General features: G+C 61.8%; 15 protein-coding genes. 13 read left to right on the forward strand and 2 right to left on the reverse strand.

All coding sequences use genetic code 11. From position 1 onward, the window contains the following. Nucleotide 1: 1 nt before the first annotated feature. The 12 genes from F7R26_RS40535 (at nucleotide 2) to F7R26_RS40590 (ending at nucleotide 10,937) form a co-directional block, all read left to right on the forward strand. The gene (locus F7R26_RS40535) at nucleotides 2-463 is read left to right on the forward strand and encodes a lipoprotein (RefSeq protein ID WP_011013267.1); all 462 of its coding nucleotides are present in this window, start codon (nucleotides 2-4) and stop codon (nucleotides 461-463) included. A gap of 3 nt (nucleotides 464-466) precedes the next feature. Further along, complete coding sequence (locus tag F7R26_RS40540) at nucleotides 467-1,846, forward strand: TrbI/VirB10 family protein (RefSeq protein ID WP_012478192.1); 1,380 nt, start codon at nucleotides 467-469, stop codon at nucleotides 1,844-1,846. Nucleotides 1,847-1,862: 16 nt separating this feature from the next. Next, on the forward strand, nucleotides 1,863-2,636 hold the full coding sequence (gene trbJ, locus F7R26_RS40545) for a P-type conjugative transfer protein TrbJ (protein WP_011255135.1): 774 nt from the start codon (nucleotides 1,863-1,865) through the stop codon (nucleotides 2,634-2,636). A gap of 9 nt (nucleotides 2,637-2,645) precedes the next feature. Then, entirely contained in the window at nucleotides 2,646-2,867 is a 222-nt protein-coding gene (gene trbK / locus F7R26_RS40550) for an entry exclusion lipoprotein TrbK (RefSeq protein WP_011255136.1), read from the forward strand. A gap of 11 nt (nucleotides 2,868-2,878) precedes the next feature. Next, nucleotides 2,879-4,597: a P-type conjugative transfer protein TrbL gene (trbL, locus tag F7R26_RS40555; protein WP_012478193.1), complete on the forward strand. Its 1,719-nt coding sequence runs from the start codon at nucleotides 2,879-2,881 to the stop codon at nucleotides 4,595-4,597. 18 nt (nucleotides 4,598-4,615) lie between these two features. Beyond that, nucleotides 4,616-5,194 carry a TrbM/KikA/MpfK family conjugal transfer protein gene (locus tag F7R26_RS40560; protein ID WP_011255138.1) on the forward strand — a complete coding sequence of 193 codons (579 nt, stop codon included), beginning with the start codon at nucleotides 4,616-4,618 and terminating at the stop codon, nucleotides 5,192-5,194. A 1-nt stretch (nucleotide 5,195) separates the two neighbouring features. Beyond that, nucleotides 5,196-5,831 carry a transglycosylase SLT domain-containing protein gene (locus F7R26_RS40565; protein ID WP_011255139.1) on the forward strand — a complete coding sequence of 212 codons (636 nt, stop codon included), beginning with the start codon at nucleotides 5,196-5,198 and terminating at the stop codon, nucleotides 5,829-5,831. A gap of 29 nt (nucleotides 5,832-5,860) precedes the next feature. Further along, nucleotides 5,861-6,130 (forward strand): hypothetical protein, encoded by a 270-nt coding sequence (locus F7R26_RS40570; protein WP_011255140.1) that lies wholly within the window; start codon nucleotides 5,861-5,863, stop codon nucleotides 6,128-6,130. Then, complete coding sequence (locus F7R26_RS40575) at nucleotides 6,127-6,825, forward strand: TraX family protein (protein WP_012478194.1); 699 nt, start codon at nucleotides 6,127-6,129, stop codon at nucleotides 6,823-6,825. The genes F7R26_RS40570 and F7R26_RS40575 overlap by 4 nt, the downstream gene beginning before the upstream one ends. A gap of 15 nt (nucleotides 6,826-6,840) precedes the next feature. Continuing rightward, a complete protein-coding gene (locus F7R26_RS40580) occupies nucleotides 6,841-7,284 on the forward strand; it encodes an OmpA family protein (RefSeq protein ID WP_011255142.1) in 444 nt (147 codons plus the stop codon). Between the two features lie 102 nt (nucleotides 7,285-7,386). Continuing rightward, entirely contained in the window at nucleotides 7,387-7,803 is a 417-nt protein-coding gene (locus F7R26_RS40585) for a hypothetical protein (RefSeq protein WP_012478195.1), read from the forward strand. A 218-nt stretch (nucleotides 7,804-8,021) separates the two neighbouring features. After that, entirely contained in the window at nucleotides 8,022-10,937 is a 2,916-nt protein-coding gene (locus F7R26_RS40590; protein WP_193692295.1) for a Tn3 family transposase, read from the forward strand. Between the two features lie 96 nt (nucleotides 10,938-11,033). Here the strand turns inward: F7R26_RS40590 and F7R26_RS40595 are convergent, their stop codons facing one another. After that, nucleotides 11,034-12,191: a pyridoxal phosphate-dependent aminotransferase gene (locus F7R26_RS40595; RefSeq protein WP_193692296.1), complete on the reverse strand. Its 1,158-nt coding sequence runs from the start codon at nucleotides 12,189-12,191 to the stop codon at nucleotides 11,034-11,036. 78 nt (nucleotides 12,192-12,269) lie between these two features. Here F7R26_RS40595 and F7R26_RS40600 point away from each other — a divergent pair, with 78 nt between their 5' ends. Then, nucleotides 12,270-13,172: a LysR family transcriptional regulator gene (locus F7R26_RS40600; protein WP_338404738.1), complete on the forward strand. Its 903-nt coding sequence runs from the start codon at nucleotides 12,270-12,272 to the stop codon at nucleotides 13,170-13,172. 46 nt (nucleotides 13,173-13,218) lie between these two features. On the opposite strand, the gene F7R26_RS40605 is transcribed toward F7R26_RS40600, so the two are convergent. Beyond that, entirely contained in the window at nucleotides 13,219-14,283 is a 1,065-nt protein-coding gene (locus F7R26_RS40605) for a maleylacetate reductase (RefSeq protein WP_193692297.1), read from the reverse strand. Between the last annotated feature and the right edge of the window lie 19 nt (nucleotides 14,284-14,302).

Raw genomic sequence — 14,302 nt, forward strand, 5'->3', positions numbered from 1 at the left:
CATGCGCAAGATCATCTTTGCTGCGCTGTTCGTCCTCGCCCTGGGCGGCTGCGCGACCACCGGCCAATACGGCAACTTCGTCCCGCCGACCGCAACGGTCGATCAGCAGCAGCTCGCCCGCGAAGCGGTGCAGCAGCTCGCTGTGCTGTACCCGCCGGCCAAGACGCGCCTGGAGCTGCAACAGGCCACGCCTGATGCCTTCGGCCAGGCCCTGGTGCTGACGTTGCGCGAGCGCGGCTATGCCCTACTGGAGTTCAACCCGGCCAGCGCGAAGGCGCAGGCCACGGCGGCCAGTGAGCCGGCATCGCCGGCGGCCCTGCCGCTGCGGTACGTGCTCGACCAGGCCGGCGACTCGAACCTGTACCGCCTGACTCTGTTGGTCGGCCATCAATCCATCACCCGCCCGTACCTGGTGCAAGACGGCAGCTTTGCGCCGGCTGGGTATTGGGTGCGCAAGGAGTGACCTATGAGTGACCAAGCCGATCAAATGGCACCGGACGCCTCGCCGGGCGCGGTATCGAAGAAGTCCGGCGTGCGGCGTGTCAACAACATGCCGATGTACATCCTTGCGGCCGCGCTGGGTGCCTTCCTGCTGGTGATGATGCTGGTCGCGGCGGATCGCGCTGCGAAGCAGAACGCACCGGCGCAAGGCGCGGCCGAGAAGGCGGGTAACACGTCGATGTTCGCCAAGGAGATCGTCGGCGACAGGGATGGCGGCACGGTAGAAGCGGCCTCGCCGCTCAAGCCGCCGGAGCTGGCGACCGGGCCAGAGGCTGCGCCGGTGCTTGTCGCGCGCCCCGACCTGGACGCGCCGCCGCCACCGCCCAGCGGCAACCTGGGCCAGCCGGTGCATGACGATGAAGCCGACCGCATCCGCATGGCGAAGCTGCAAATGTTCCAGGAAGCGGTCAAGGCCAAGACGGGCGTTCGTGTCGATGCGCCGCGCAGCAGCGGGTCATCGGGCGCGCAGCCGGGCACGCCGCAGACGCGCGACGAAATGCTGTCCCGCCTGGCGGCTGTGCGGCAGCAAATCGGTGCGCAAGCATCGGGCGATCCGACCGCCGCCTATCAGGCCCGGCTCGCGCAGCTTCGCGCCTCGGGCGTCGGCGGCCAGCAGGCCGGCGGCGGCGTGGGTGGTGGTGCGCCGCAGCTCTTGCAAACCGCCGGTGGCGGCCAGGGCAAGAACTACGCGCAGTTCGCGGGAAGCGGCCAGGGCGACCGTTGGCGGCTGGACTCCCAGCCCGAAGCGCCGCGCTCGCCCTTCGAGCTGCGCGCCGGCTTCGTGGTGCCGGCCACGCTCATTTCGGGCATCAACTCCGACTTGCCGGGCCAGATCATGGCCCAGGTCGCGCAGAACGTGTACGACACGCCGACCGGCAAGCATCTGCTGATTCCGCAAGGCTCGCGCCTGGTCGGGTCGTATTCGAGCGATGTTGCCTACGGTCAGTCGCGCGTGCTTGTGGCTTGGCAGCGCATCGTGTTCCCCGATGGCAAGGCGATGGACATTGGCACGATGCCGGGCGCGGATAGCGCCGGGTACGCGGGCTTCAATGACCAGGTGAATAACCACTACCTGCGCGTGTTCGGCTCGGCCTTCCTCATGTCGGGCGTCATCGCCGCCGTGAGCATGAGCCAGGACAACAGCGGTTCCACCGGCAATCAGCAGCGCGCCAGCGATGCTTTGAGCGAAGCACTTGGGCAAGTGCTGGGCAACACCATCGCCCAACTCGTTTCCAAGAATCTGAACATTGCCCCGACCTTGGAAATCCGCCCCGGCTATCGGTTCAACGTCATCGTGACCAAGGACATGACGTTCTCGAAGCCGTACCAATCGTTTGACTACTAACGCCAGGAGAAAGCAAATGAAGCAGAAGTTTTTAGCCGCTAAAGTCGCTCTCGCCGTCACTCTGATGGCCGGGTCGATCACCACCATGTCGCCCGCGCAGGCCGGCATTCCCGTCATCGACGGCGGGAACCTGGTGCAGAACGTCATGACGGCCATCGAGTCGGTGGCGCAGACGCTCAAGCAAATTGAGCAGTACCAAACCCAGCTCCAGCAGTACGAAAACATGATCCAGAACACGGTCGCGCCGGCGGCCTATATCTGGGATCAGGCGCAGTCCACGATCAACGGGCTGATGAATGCGGTCGATACGCTGAACTACTACAAGACCCAGCTCGGCAGCATCGACTCGTACCTGGGCAAGTTCCAGGACGTGGCCTACTACCGCAGCTCGCCGTGCTTCAACGGCACCGGCGGCTGCACGCCCGCCGAACAGGCCGCAATGGCCGAGAACCGCCGCCTGGCGAGCGAGAGCCAGAAGAAGGCCAACGATGCCTTGTTCAAGGGCCTGGATCGCCAGCAGGACGCCTTGAAGTCCGACGCGCGCCAGCTCGAACGGCTCCAGTCGGCCGCGCAGGGCGCGAACGGGCAAATGCAGGCCATCGGCTTCGCCAACCAGCTCGCGGCCCAGCAGGCAAACCAGCTTCTGCAAATCCGGGGCCTCATGGTCGCGCAGCAGAACGCCATCGCCACGCGGATGCAGGTCGAAGCCGACCGTGAAGCGCAGCAGCAAGCCGCCGGCGAGGCGCTGCGCAAGGGCGAGTACAGGGCCAGTCCGGCCCGTAATTGGTAAGGGGGATACATGCGCCTATCCAAACCCTCGATCCTGGCAGCGGCCGCCCTTGTGGCGGCCCTGCTGGCCGGCTGCGAGAAAAAGCCCGAGCCGGTGACGCTGCCCGAAGTGAATGCCGAGAACTGCAAACCCGAGAACATCGCCAAGCTCGATAAGAGCGTGCAAGAGGCGTTTTCATCGCAGTGCCTGCGGGCCGGCTCGTTCAAACCTAGCGAACCTAAGTCCTGGTGAGGTACTGACGAATGAGAATGCCAGCCAGCTTGAAACTCGCCCTGCCGCTGCTCGTTTGGCTGGCGTTCTTTTCTACGGACGCTTCCGCCCAAATGAACAGCTCGGGCCTCTTCGATGACGTTCTGAACCGCTACAACGCCGCCGCCAGCGGCTGGGCCGGTGTCATCACCAACGCCGCATCCTGGTTGTTCTGGCTGCTGGTGACGATCTCGATGGTCTGGACGTTCGGCATGATGGCCTTGCGCAAGGCCGACATTGGGGAGTTCTTCGCGGAGCTTGTCCGCTTCACCATCTTCACCGGCTTCTTCTGGTGGTTGCTGACGAACGGCCCTAACTTCGCCTCGACCATCTATGCGTCGCTACGCCAAATTGCCGGCAACGCGACGGGCTTGGGTCAAGCCTTGTCGCCTTCCGGCATTGTCGATATTGGCTTTGCCATCTTCTACAAGGTGATGGATCAGTCCTCGGTGTGGTCGCCGGTGGACAGCATGGCCGGCATCCTCATGGCCGTTGCCATCTTGATCGTGCTCGCGCTCATCGGCGTGAACATGCTTCTTCTCCTGGCGTCTGGTTGGGTGCTCGCCTATGGCGGCGTGTTCTTCCTCGGCTTCGGTGGGTCGCGGTGGACTTCCGACATGGCGATCAACTACTACAAGACCGTGCTGGGTGTGGCCGCGCAGCTCATGGCAATGGTGCTGCTGGTCGGCATCGGCAAGACCTTTCTGGATGACTACTACGCGCGCATGAGCGAGGGGATCAACCTCAAGGAAATGGGCGTGATGCTCATCGTCTGCGTGATCCTGCTGGCACTCGTCAACAAGATTCCGGCGCTCATCGCCGGCGTCATCACCGGCGCGAGCGTGGGCGGTGCCGGCATCGGCAACTTCGGCGCAGGCGCGGCCCTCGGTGCCGCTGGCATGGCGGCCGCAGCAGCGGCAACCGGCGGCGCTGCTCTGGCGGCCGGCGCGGCCTCGGCCGCCGGCGGTGCTTCTGCGGTCATGGCCGCGTTCTCGAAGGCCAATGAAAACGTCTCGTCCGGGTCGGATGTCATGTCCATGCTGGGCGGTGGTGGTGGCGGCGACTCTGGCGGTGGTGGTGGCGGTGAAGCCGGCACCAGCACGCCCCTGGGCCAAGCCGCCGGCTTCGGTGGCGGCGGTGGCGACTCTGGCGGCGGCGGCAGCAGCGGCGGCGAGTCGAAGGGCGGCGACAAAGGCGGCGACAAGGCCGGCGGCGATAAGGCCGGCTCCAGCTCGAAGGGTGGCGAAGGCGGCGGCCAGAAGGCCAGCGGCGGCGGTGACGCCGGCGGCGCGAAGGCCGGCCAGGGTGGCGGCCAGGGCCAGGGAGCGGGGCAGGGCGGCCAGCAGGACGCACCTGGTAGTACCGGCCCCGGCATGCTGGCCTCGGCCGCTTCCGCGCTTGGCAAGGCCGGCCGCGTCACGGCCGACGCCGGCGCGAACTTGGCGAAGGGTGTAGGTGCGGTGGCGGCCGCGAAGGCCGCCAGCATGCGCGACTCGGCGATGGAACGCATCGCCGACACCACCGGCGGAAAGATCGCGGCCGCGATCAAGGCGCAGGGCGGCAGCTCGGCCGACACGAGCATCGACGTGCCCGATCAACAACCCTCGCCGACCTTCGGCGACAACAGCCTGGCCGGAGCTGACAGCTCTGCCGATCCCGAGTCCGAAGTAGCCGCGTTCCGTGACGGCGGCCGCAACGACAAATCTGCGTAACCCAAAGGAGTGTTCATCATGAAGAAGAAGTTGCTTTCCATCGTGGCCGCTGTGGCGGCCCTCTGCTCGGTCGGCACGGCCAGCGCGCAAGACGTGCTGACCGGCGACACCCGCCTGGCTTGCGAGGCGATCCTGTGCCTCGCAAGCGGCACCCGCCCGAGCGAATGCGCGCCGTCGCTTCGCAAGTATTTCAGCATCACGGCGCGGAAAATGTCCGACACGATCAAGAAGCGCAAGAACTTCCTCGATCTGTGCCCGGTGTCGAACCAGACGCCGGAAATGTCCGCGCTGGTGTCGGCCATGTCGCGCGGCGCTGGCCGTTGCGATGCGCAGGCCCTGAATCAAACGCTGGTGTTCTGGCAGGGCTACGAGGACGGGACGACGTACATCAGCAACCAGATGCCCGACTACTGCGCGGCCTACACCAACCACGCTTACACCGATTTCAGCAGCACCAAGCCGCGCTATGTCGGCACGCCAGAAAGGGGCGGGTATTGGGTCGAAGCGGCCGACTATGACCGGGCGCTGGCCGAGTACAACGAACGCATCCGGCGCGAGGACGAAGAGCGCCGCCGCGCTTCCTGGGGGGGTTACTGACATGCCCTTTGCTGCCGACCTTCCGCCGCAGCTCCAGGAGCGCGTCGTGTGCGCCGTTTCGGCGGCCGTGAAGTACGAAGTGCCGGCCAACATCGTGTTGGCCGTCGCGGAGAAGGAAGGCGGCAAGCCGGGCCAGTGGGTGCGCAACTCGAACGGCACTCATGACGTGGGGCCGATGCAGTTCAACACGGCTTACCTGCGCGACCTGGCCCGCTACGGCATCACGGCGGACGATGTAGCGGCCGCTGGCTGCTACTCGTTCGACCTCGCCGCCTGGCGCTTGCGGATGCACATTCGCAACGACAAGGGCGATCTCTGGACGAAGGCCGCGAATTACCACTCACGCACGCCGCAGTACAACGCGGTGTATCGCGCCGACCTGATGCGCAAGGCCGCCAAGTGGGCGGATTGGCTCGAAGCTCGGTTCGTCACGCTGGACGTGACGAAGGCGGGGGCCACGCCCTCGATGCCGACCGGGCCAGCGCCGGCGGTGCAAGCCGCCCAGCAGGCCACGGCAGCGGCCCCAGCGGCCGCGCCGGCGGCCAGGCCGGCAGCAGCTCCATCCATCAACGTCGCGGGCGGCTACGTGCCGCGCTCGATCTCCTTCAACAACAGAAGCGAAGGCTCGCCGGAGTAGGGCGGGCCTTCCGATTTAGCGGCTAAAACATGGACAAATTCCACGCCTTCATGATGCGCTACACGCTCGGTTTCGGCCGGGTGCTGACCGCCTATTGCAACTGGGCCGAATCGCAGGCCAAGGGGCAATTCGATCTGCTCTTGCTGGGCCTCGGCCCGATCTTCGCGCTGGGTCTGCTGCTGTGGGCGCTGCCGGCATGGATCGGCAAGCCCATTGCCTTCGTGCTGTCGCTTCCTGCGCTGTACATCATCTTCCTGGTGCTGCGCGCCTATGCCTCACGCGGGGGCAAGCGCGGATGAAGCCCTTGCACGTGCCGGATGGGACGGTCGAAGCGTTGAAGTGGCTCGCGCTGGCCCTGATGACCGGCGATCACGTCAACAAGTACCTGTTCAATGGCACGCTGCCGTTTCTCTTCGAGGCCGGCCGCCTGGCGCTGCCGATCTTCGTTTTCGTGCTGGCCTACAACCTGGCTCGACCTGGTGCATTCGAGCGCGGCGCGTACACGCGCACGATGAAGCGCCTCGCGGTGTTCGGCGCTGTGGCCTCGGTGCCCTTCGTCGCCCTGGGTGGCCTGTCCGCCGGGTGGTGGCCCCTCAATGTCTTGTTCACGCTCCTGGTCGTGACGGCGTGCGCCTACCTGGTGGAAAAGGGCGGCCCGCTGCACCTGGTCGGCGCCGGCCTGGTGTTCCTGGTCGGTGGCGGCCTGGTCGAATACTGGTGGCCGGCCGTGGCCTTCGGCCTGGCGGTGTGGTCGTACCGCAAGCGGCCCACCTGGGCCGCCGCGGCCGTCGCGCTGCTCGCCTGCGCGGCGCTGTGGTTCATCAATCGCAACCTGTGGGCGCTGGCCTCGCTGCCGCTGCTCCTGGTCGCTTCCCGCGTCGATCTGCCCATGCCGCGCCTGCGCTGGGCGTTCTACGCCTATTACCCGCTGCACCTGGCCGCTCTGTGGTTGATCCGCATCCCCATGAGCAAGGCCGGCTACCTGTTCTTCTGATTTGGAGTCCGCACCATGCGCAAAGCCCTTTTTCTGACCCTCTCCTTGGCGTCCCTTGCCTTCGCGCCTGGCGCGATGGCCGCCGGCGCTGCCGGCATGGCGGCCGTGAGCTATGGCGAGCCGGTCTTGACCGCTGTTTCGGTGTCCTTCTCCGACAGCAGCACCACGTTCCGGCCGGACGCTTCCACGGCCGAGCTGCTGGCCGAGGCGAAGGGGGCCACGATCATCTACGTCAGCGGTCGCACCAGCACGCTACGCCCCAGCGCGGCCGATGAGGCCCTGGCCTTGCGCCGGGCCTTGTCGGCCCGCCAGTACCTGATTGCGCGCGGCGTGTCGCCGCTCAAGATCATGGTGAACTTCGCTTCGGCATCCGACTTCGTGGCCGACAACTCGACGCCAGAAGGGCGGCACCAGAACCAGCGCGTGGACATTGAAGTCATCTACGTGCCTACGTACTAAAAGCCGCTCGCTTCGGTCTAGCGGCTGCGTCACCTGCCTAGTGGTGAGCAGTCGGGGGCATCCCGACACCCAATTTCCTAACCAACCCTCAAGGTCGTGTCTATGCAATCAACCAAGAAGTGTCTAGCCCTCGTTATTCCATTGCTCGCCCTCGCGGGCTGCGCTGCGTTGGATCAAGTCGCCAAGGATGTGCAGAAGGCCACCGCCCCGGTGATGCTCACGGAATCCCTGCCGCAAATCTGCCAGGCCGCGAAAGACAACCAGGTGCGAGCAAACGGCCTCTATGCCAACAAGGGCCTTGCGGTCAGCGGTGAAGTGCGCTCCGTCACCGAAGGCTTCCAGCCTCGCTATCGGGTGTTCCTGCGCTCCGGCCAGGTTTCGGTGCATGCCGGTACAGACAACAAGCTCAACGTCACCCAGCTTTCAACCGGGAAAACCGCTCGGGTGTCGGGTGTCGTGTCGGACGTGAGCTACGACTACAACGGGTGTTCGATCTCGCTGAAAGACGCGACGTTTTAACTGCGCTGCTGGCGTCCCCTAGCGGGCCTCCATCGCCGTTCCTGGCGATGCTGCAGGCCCGTTTTCCTTGACAGGGGTCGATTTGTTTTCGTTGTCAAAAGTGACGGTAGGAGATCGAGCACTGGCGTAGGGGTGGTCTGATAAGCCCTTGATTTCATTGGTTTTCCTGTTCACTTTTTCAGGCGTATTGTGTCTGCCCCAATCACCGGAGACACAAGATGCAAAGCTGGCACACAACCTACCTTGGCCTGCGAGAGCTGCCAAGGGAAATCAGCACCTTCGAGCTTCAGTCGTTTTTCACGTACAGCCGTACTGAGCGCGAGCTCATCAACGCCCGCCGAAGCAACGCCCACAAGCTGGGTCTGGCACTGCACATAGGTTTCTTGCGCTTGAGCGGGCGCCTGCTGAATTCGGTGCGCATCGTTCCGACAACCCTGTGGCGCCATCTGGGTGACGAAATCGGCATCACTGCTGTTGAACTGGCATCCCTGCGAGCCCTGTATGTTCGCGGTCGAACCCTCTTTGACCATCAACAACTGGCCTGTGATGTCCTGGGGTTTCATTGGATGACGGAGCACCAACGTCGCGCCCTGGTACGCACCCTGCGCGATGAGGTGGCCCGCTGCGCCGATCGGGATCAATTGCTCGTATTCGCTCGGCGCTGGTTGTATCAAAGCAAGATCCTGATCCTGCGCGACCGTGACATCCGTGTCCTGGTCACAGCGGCGCTGGGACAACTCGAAGAAGAAACAGCCAAAACGATTGCGGCATCTGTGCTGCCCGAACAACTGGTGCGCTGGCGGGATGCCATGGCCGCATTGCGCCCGGATGGGCAAACCCAGCAGAGCTGGTTGTGGTCGGCACCGGCCAAACACTCAACCAAACAAATTGGCGAGGTGTTCGAGCGAATCGAACTGCTGTACGCCCTGAATGTCCACAAACACCTGGACGACCTGTCCGGTCTCATTGTGCGGCGCTATGCACGCCGCCTGGCTTCAAGGCCTCCCTCGGTGGGGGCCAGGATCAAAGAACCCGCTCGCACAGTGGAGGTTGGCTGCTTTTTACGGCACTGCCTGTTTACCAGCACAGACCAAGCTATCTTGATGGTTCAGCGGCGCGTTGCCGATCTTTGGCGCACGGTCGCAGCAGGTGTCACGGAGACGGTCAATTGGGCTGACCTGTACAAGACATTGCTGGCAGAGCTGGCTGGTTTGGTCGCCCAGGGTGAACTTCAAGACGCGGAGTTGCGGGCTCGAATTGTTGCCCTGCTCAGTGCCAGCCAGCAAGGCAAACCACCCAGCCGGGCCTCGGTGGTGCGTGAGCGTTTGTTTGACGCCATACGTCCCGTGCGCTCTTTGCTGGCCGAAATCACCAAGCTGCCCTGGCAGGCCAATAGCGAGCACCCGGTGACCACAGCCTTGGCCCAATTGACGAAACTGTACGCGGGCAAACTTCGCGAACTACCTGCTGATGTCAGCGCCCCTCGCTTGGGTTCGGTCTGGAGCGGCGCGATTGCGGGTGCCGACCGGGAGCGCGCGTTTCGGGCCTTGGAGGTGGCCACCCTGTTTTCATTGCGACGTGCCGTGCGCAACGGTTCGGTGTGGATTGAGCACAGCCTGAGCTTTCGTGGCCGCGCACGCCTGTTCTTCACTGATGCGCGCTGGCAGGAAGAAGCCAAACGGCACTATGCCCGACTGTCACTGCCAGCCAATGCATCCACACTTTTGAAGCCGTTGCTGGCCAAGGTACGCGCCGGCGTGGAGGCAGTGGCCGTCGCCGCGCGCAGCGGTGTGCTGCGCGTGGACGAAGAACTCCACCTTTCAGTATTGCCGGCAGAGGATGAAGATCCAGAGGTGATTAAGTTGAGGGCCAAACTTGACCTGAGGATCGGTGAGGTGCAACTCCCAGAAGTGATCCTGGCCGTTGACGCTCAGGTACGTTTCAGCTGGATCATGCTTGGCCGCGAGCCACGTTCGACAGAAGAGCTGCTGATGGTCTACGCCGGCATCATGGCCCACGGCACCAGTCTGACGGCGGCCGAATGCGCCCGTATGATTCCGCAGTTGTCTGCCACCAGCATCCGTCAGGCCATGCGTTGGGCCGGGGACGAGCGTCGCTTGAGTCAAGCCTGCCACGCGGTGCTGGAGTTCATGCAACGGCACCCCATTGCAGCGACATGGGGTCGCACGGACCTGGCGTCGTCCGACATGATGAGCATGGAAACCACCCAACGGGTGTGGCAGGCCCGACAGGATCCAAGACGCAACACGTCCTCGATTGGCATCTACTCCCATGTGCGTGACCGATGGGGGATCTTCTACGCGCAGCCTTTTGTGCTCAATGAGCGCCAGGCAGGGGTCGCCATTGAGGGTGTCGTGCGCCAAGAATCCATCGAGACCAGCCAGTTGGCGGTGGACACCCACGGCTACACCGACTTTGCCATGGCGTTGGCCCGGCTACTGGGGTTCGATCTATGCCCACGACTGAAGGAATTGAAGCAGCGTCATCTGTACGTGCCGCGTGGCACGATCATTCCACCGGAGATCGCAGCAGTTTGCGAGGCTACCGTCGATACCGCTTTGATTGAGAAGCACTGGGACACCTTGGTCCATTTGGCAGCCTCGGTGATGAGCGGCAACGCCAGCGCAGTTGCAGCGCTGGCCAGATTTGGATCGGCGGCGCGGGGAGACCCCATCTACGAAGCGGGTGTTCAGTTGGGGCGCTTGCTGCGAACTGCGTTCCTGGCCGACTACTTTGTCAAAGACGCCTTCAGGAATGAGCTGCGTCGGGTACTCAACCGGGGTGAGGCGGTCAATGCCTTGAAGCGGGCGATTTATACCGGCCGGATCAGCCCGGCGCAGGCCAAACGTGTCGATGAAATGCAGGCTGTGGCCGATGCGTTGAGCCTGATGGCCAACATCGTGATGGCGTGGAATACCTCACAGATGCAGGCGGTCCTGGATCGCTGGTCGAACCGCCGCCAGGTCATTCCACCGGAACTGATCGGGAAGATTGCGCCCACCAGGCTGGAGAGCATCAACTTGCGGGGTGTGTTTCGCTTCCCGGTTGACCGCTATGCTGACCAAATCCTGCCTTCGCGGCCAAATGCATCGATAACTGGCACCAATGGATGAAACCGACCACGGTTTGACGCCACGAATCGCAGATTTGAAAGTGAACAGGAAAGTCAATGAAATCAACGATCTACCAACACCACCTCCGCGCCAGTGCTAGCTTTTCGTACCGTCACTTATTGCACTGAAAACGAGGAGACCCCCAAAGGCGCTTCCCGGCACCACAGCGACACCTTCGCTATTGAGTAATTCAGTTGCGAACGCCGCATCCGTATCGATGACCTTTCCTTGCTGCGTTTTCTTTCCAAGGATGTTTTGGCAGGAGGGAAATAGGTAAAACGCGCCGTCGGGCAACGTGCACGAGAGGCCGTCGGTCGCGTTCAAGATTGCGGCTGATATTTTTCGGCGCTCGTCGTAGGTTCGAACGAAATTTCTGACCTCAGTTCGAGGTCCGTTTAAAGCCGCTGCAGCGGCATATTGAGCGACCATGTTCGGCGCTGAACTCAACTGACCTTGAACCTTGCACATTGCCTTGATGAGTTCAGTTCGCCCAGCCGCATAGCCAATGCGCCATCCGGTCATGGCATAGGCTTTGGACACGCCATTGATGACCAAAGTGCGGTCTGCAAGTTCCGGCACAGCTTGTGCCAAGGTTGCGAACGTTGTGTCGCCGTAGACCAGATACTCGTAGATATCGTCGGTCATCACCAATACGTGCGGATGCCGCTGGAGCACCTTGCCAAGCTCTTTGAGTTCGGTGTCCGAGTATGTCGCGCCACTTGGGTTGCTTGGTGAGTTGAGCAAGAGCCATTTCGTGCGCGGGCTAATACGCTTTTCGAGCTCTTCGGGCGAAAGAATGAATCTTGGGCCATCAGTTTGAGCAACGACTGGCACGCCACCGAGCATGCTCACCAGCTCCGGATACGAAACCCAGTACGGAGCGGGAATGATGACCTCGTCACCAGGATTGAGCGTCGCGATGAAGGCGTTGGAGATGACTTGCTTCGCGCCGCTGCAAACCACAATATTCTGGACGTCAACATCAAGGGCGTTGTCGAGTTTTAGCTTCGCAGCAATGGCTGCGCGCAGCTCAGGCACACCATTCACTGGCGAGTACTTCGTCTTTCCATCCACCGCAGCTTTGTGTGCTGCTTCGATGATGTGGGCAGGTGTGGGGAAGTCCGGCTCACCAGTAGCTAGCGAAATCACATCGCGGCCCTGTGATTTGAGGTCTCGCGCAAGCTGGGCGGACTCTAATGTGGCCGACGGCTTCATTGCTTTGACCGAATGGGAGAGAAGGTTTGCATTTGGCATGATGCAATTCTCAATGCGTAATATGATAAATAAAAGCGATAAATTTTTATAAAATAAAATAACTTTTATTTATATATCATGATGACATTCAAGCAGCTTGAAGCCATTTACTGGGTTGCCCAACTGGGTGGCTTTTCTCAGGCCGCCTTAAAGCTTCACACAACGCAACCTGCGGTCTCCAAAAGGGTTCAGGAGCTTGAAGACGCCTTTGGGACGCCATTGTTTGATCGGTCGCTTCGTTCAGCACGACTTACGCAGAAGGGCGAGGAAATGTTTCGAATCGCCAAGGATTTGCTCGAACGAAGAGAGCTTGCAATCAACGGATTCGCAACTGCGGAGCCACCCGAGCGGCAACTGCGAATCGGAGTGACAGAACTCACGGCCATGACGTGGTTGCCTCGATTCGTGAATGAAGTGCAAAGCAGGTTCCCAAACACGTCCTTTGAGCCGGATATTGATGACAGTTTTGGACTGCGCAACAAGCTTCTTGAAGACCAACTGGATATCGCAATACTTCCCGATATGTTTGAAGACAGCCGGCTGGCCAAGACAAGGTTGGGTAAGGTTGTGAACGCTTGGATGGCGAAATCCGGCATCTTTGCGCCTCAAGCAGAGCTGACGGTCCACAACATTGCGAGCCAGCGAGTGCTTTCTCAGGGGGTGCGATCAGCGACGGGAGCGCTGTATGAAAAATGGTTCAAAGCGGCAGGCATTGCATCGGCAAATCGAATCGTGAGCAACAACCTCATGGCAACAATCGGAATGACCGTTTCAGGGCTGGGAGTGGCGCATCTGCCTCGCCACTGCCTCCAGCCCTTTGTTGATTTGGGAATGCTCGAAGTGCTGCGTGTCGTTCCTCCAGTTCCAGACGTTGCCTACGTGGCCGCTTGCAAAGCAGACCGGCACAGTGTTGTCCTCGACGAGCTGGTATCCATAGCGGTGAAGTTGTGTGACTTTGATAGAGCGTTTCAGGCGACATGAGCGAAGTGATTGGGCATGTGAGCACGACGAACTATTGAAATCGCATTCAAACAGGCGCCGCGCCAAGCCATGCGCGCTCAAGGAGTTCCCGAATAGCGGCTCGCTCCAGCGCTCGTGGATTTGGATAAGGCTTCTTCATCGCCGCATCAGCCACTTTGTCGAGATCCTCCGATTTCACACCCAATCCTCGAAGAGAGGTGGGCGCGCCCAATTGGGTGGCGAGATCGTAGATTCCCAGTGCCGGATTTTTGCTGTTCAGCGCTCTTGCAATGCGCGCCATAGCCTCGGGCGCCGATCCCGCGTTGTAGGCTAATGCGTGCGGAAGAACCACGGTATGGGTTTCTGCGTGCGGAAGATTGAGCATTCCACCCAGCGTATGGCACAGCTTGTGATGCAAGGCGACGGAAGTCGCTCCCAATGCCATACCGGACAACCAAGCGCCGTAGAGGCACTGTGACCGAGCAGATTGATCGGCGGAATTTTCAACCACCTTGGGCAGTCCCTGCGCGAGGGAGCGAATACCTTCCTCGGCGATGAGAGAGGTGATGGGATTTCGATCCTCGGCATACAGGGCCTCAACGCAATGCGCGATCGCATTGATGCCACTGGTGACACTCATCGGCGTTGGAAGCGAAAGTGTCAGCGCCGGATCGTAGAGCACGGTGCGCGGAAGAACCTTTGGGTCGCGTCCAGTGCGCTTTTCATTGCCATCGGTAATGCCGTAAATCGGCGTCATTTCCGATCCTGCGTAAGTCGTGGGAATGGCGATGATTGGAATGTTCGATTCCAGCGCTATCGCTTTTCCCAAACCGATCGTTGAGCCGCCGCCGGCCGCAACAATACAGTCGACACCTAAAGTGCTTGCAAGGGATCTCGCCTCGCGCGCAATGTCTAGAGGGACGTGCATTGCTGCTTTGGGGAAAAGTCCCGCAAAACGGGACCCCAAAGCGTCCCCCACAATTTTCCCCAGAGCCGTTTGTTCGGGGGTGCACAGAACAAGGGCGCGTGTGCCGCCAAGCGTTGCAAATTCTTCGGAAAGCCTGTCAAGGCTGCCCTCACCAAATACAACGCGCGCGCCCAAGGGCGAATAGGTAAAGGAAATATTTTGCATTGGTAGTAGAGAGCAGCGC

It is taken from the genome of Cupriavidus basilensis (genome assembly GCF_008801925.2).
Classification (GTDB): Bacteria; Pseudomonadota; Gammaproteobacteria; order Burkholderiales; family Burkholderiaceae; genus Cupriavidus; species Cupriavidus basilensis.

Coding starts and splice junctions, on each gene's coding strand:
- F7R26_RS40570 (WP_011255140.1), top strand. CDS start 5,861: ATGGACAAATTCCACGCCTTCATGATGCGCTACACGCTCGGTTTCGGC.
- F7R26_RS40560 (WP_011255138.1), top strand. CDS start 4,616: ATGAAGAAGAAGTTGCTTTCCATCGTGGCCGCTGTGGCGGCCCTCTGC.
- F7R26_RS40600 (WP_338404738.1), top strand. CDS start 12,270: ATGATGACATTCAAGCAGCTTGAAGCCATTTACTGGGTTGCCCAACTG.
- F7R26_RS40605 (WP_193692297.1), bottom strand. CDS start 14,283: ATGCAAAATATTTCCTTTACCTATTCGCCCTTGGGCGCGCGCGTTGTA.
- F7R26_RS40540 (WP_012478192.1), top strand. CDS start 467: ATGAGTGACCAAGCCGATCAAATGGCACCGGACGCCTCGCCGGGCGCG.
- F7R26_RS40565 (WP_011255139.1), top strand. CDS start 5,196: ATGCCCTTTGCTGCCGACCTTCCGCCGCAGCTCCAGGAGCGCGTCGTG.
- trbK (WP_011255136.1), top strand. CDS start 2,646: ATGCGCCTATCCAAACCCTCGATCCTGGCAGCGGCCGCCCTTGTGGCG.
- F7R26_RS40575 (WP_012478194.1), top strand. CDS start 6,127: ATGAAGCCCTTGCACGTGCCGGATGGGACGGTCGAAGCGTTGAAGTGG.
- trbL (WP_012478193.1), top strand. CDS start 2,879: ATGAGAATGCCAGCCAGCTTGAAACTCGCCCTGCCGCTGCTCGTTTGG.
- F7R26_RS40590 (WP_193692295.1), top strand. CDS start 8,022: ATGCAAAGCTGGCACACAACCTACCTTGGCCTGCGAGAGCTGCCAAGG.
- trbJ (WP_011255135.1), top strand. CDS start 1,863: ATGAAGCAGAAGTTTTTAGCCGCTAAAGTCGCTCTCGCCGTCACTCTG.
- F7R26_RS40580 (WP_011255142.1), top strand. CDS start 6,841: ATGCGCAAAGCCCTTTTTCTGACCCTCTCCTTGGCGTCCCTTGCCTTC.
- F7R26_RS40535 (WP_011013267.1), top strand. CDS start 2: ATGCGCAAGATCATCTTTGCTGCGCTGTTCGTCCTCGCCCTGGGCGGC.
- F7R26_RS40595 (WP_193692296.1), bottom strand. CDS start 12,191: ATGCCAAATGCAAACCTTCTCTCCCATTCGGTCAAAGCAATGAAGCCG.
- F7R26_RS40585 (WP_012478195.1), top strand. CDS start 7,387: ATGCAATCAACCAAGAAGTGTCTAGCCCTCGTTATTCCATTGCTCGCC.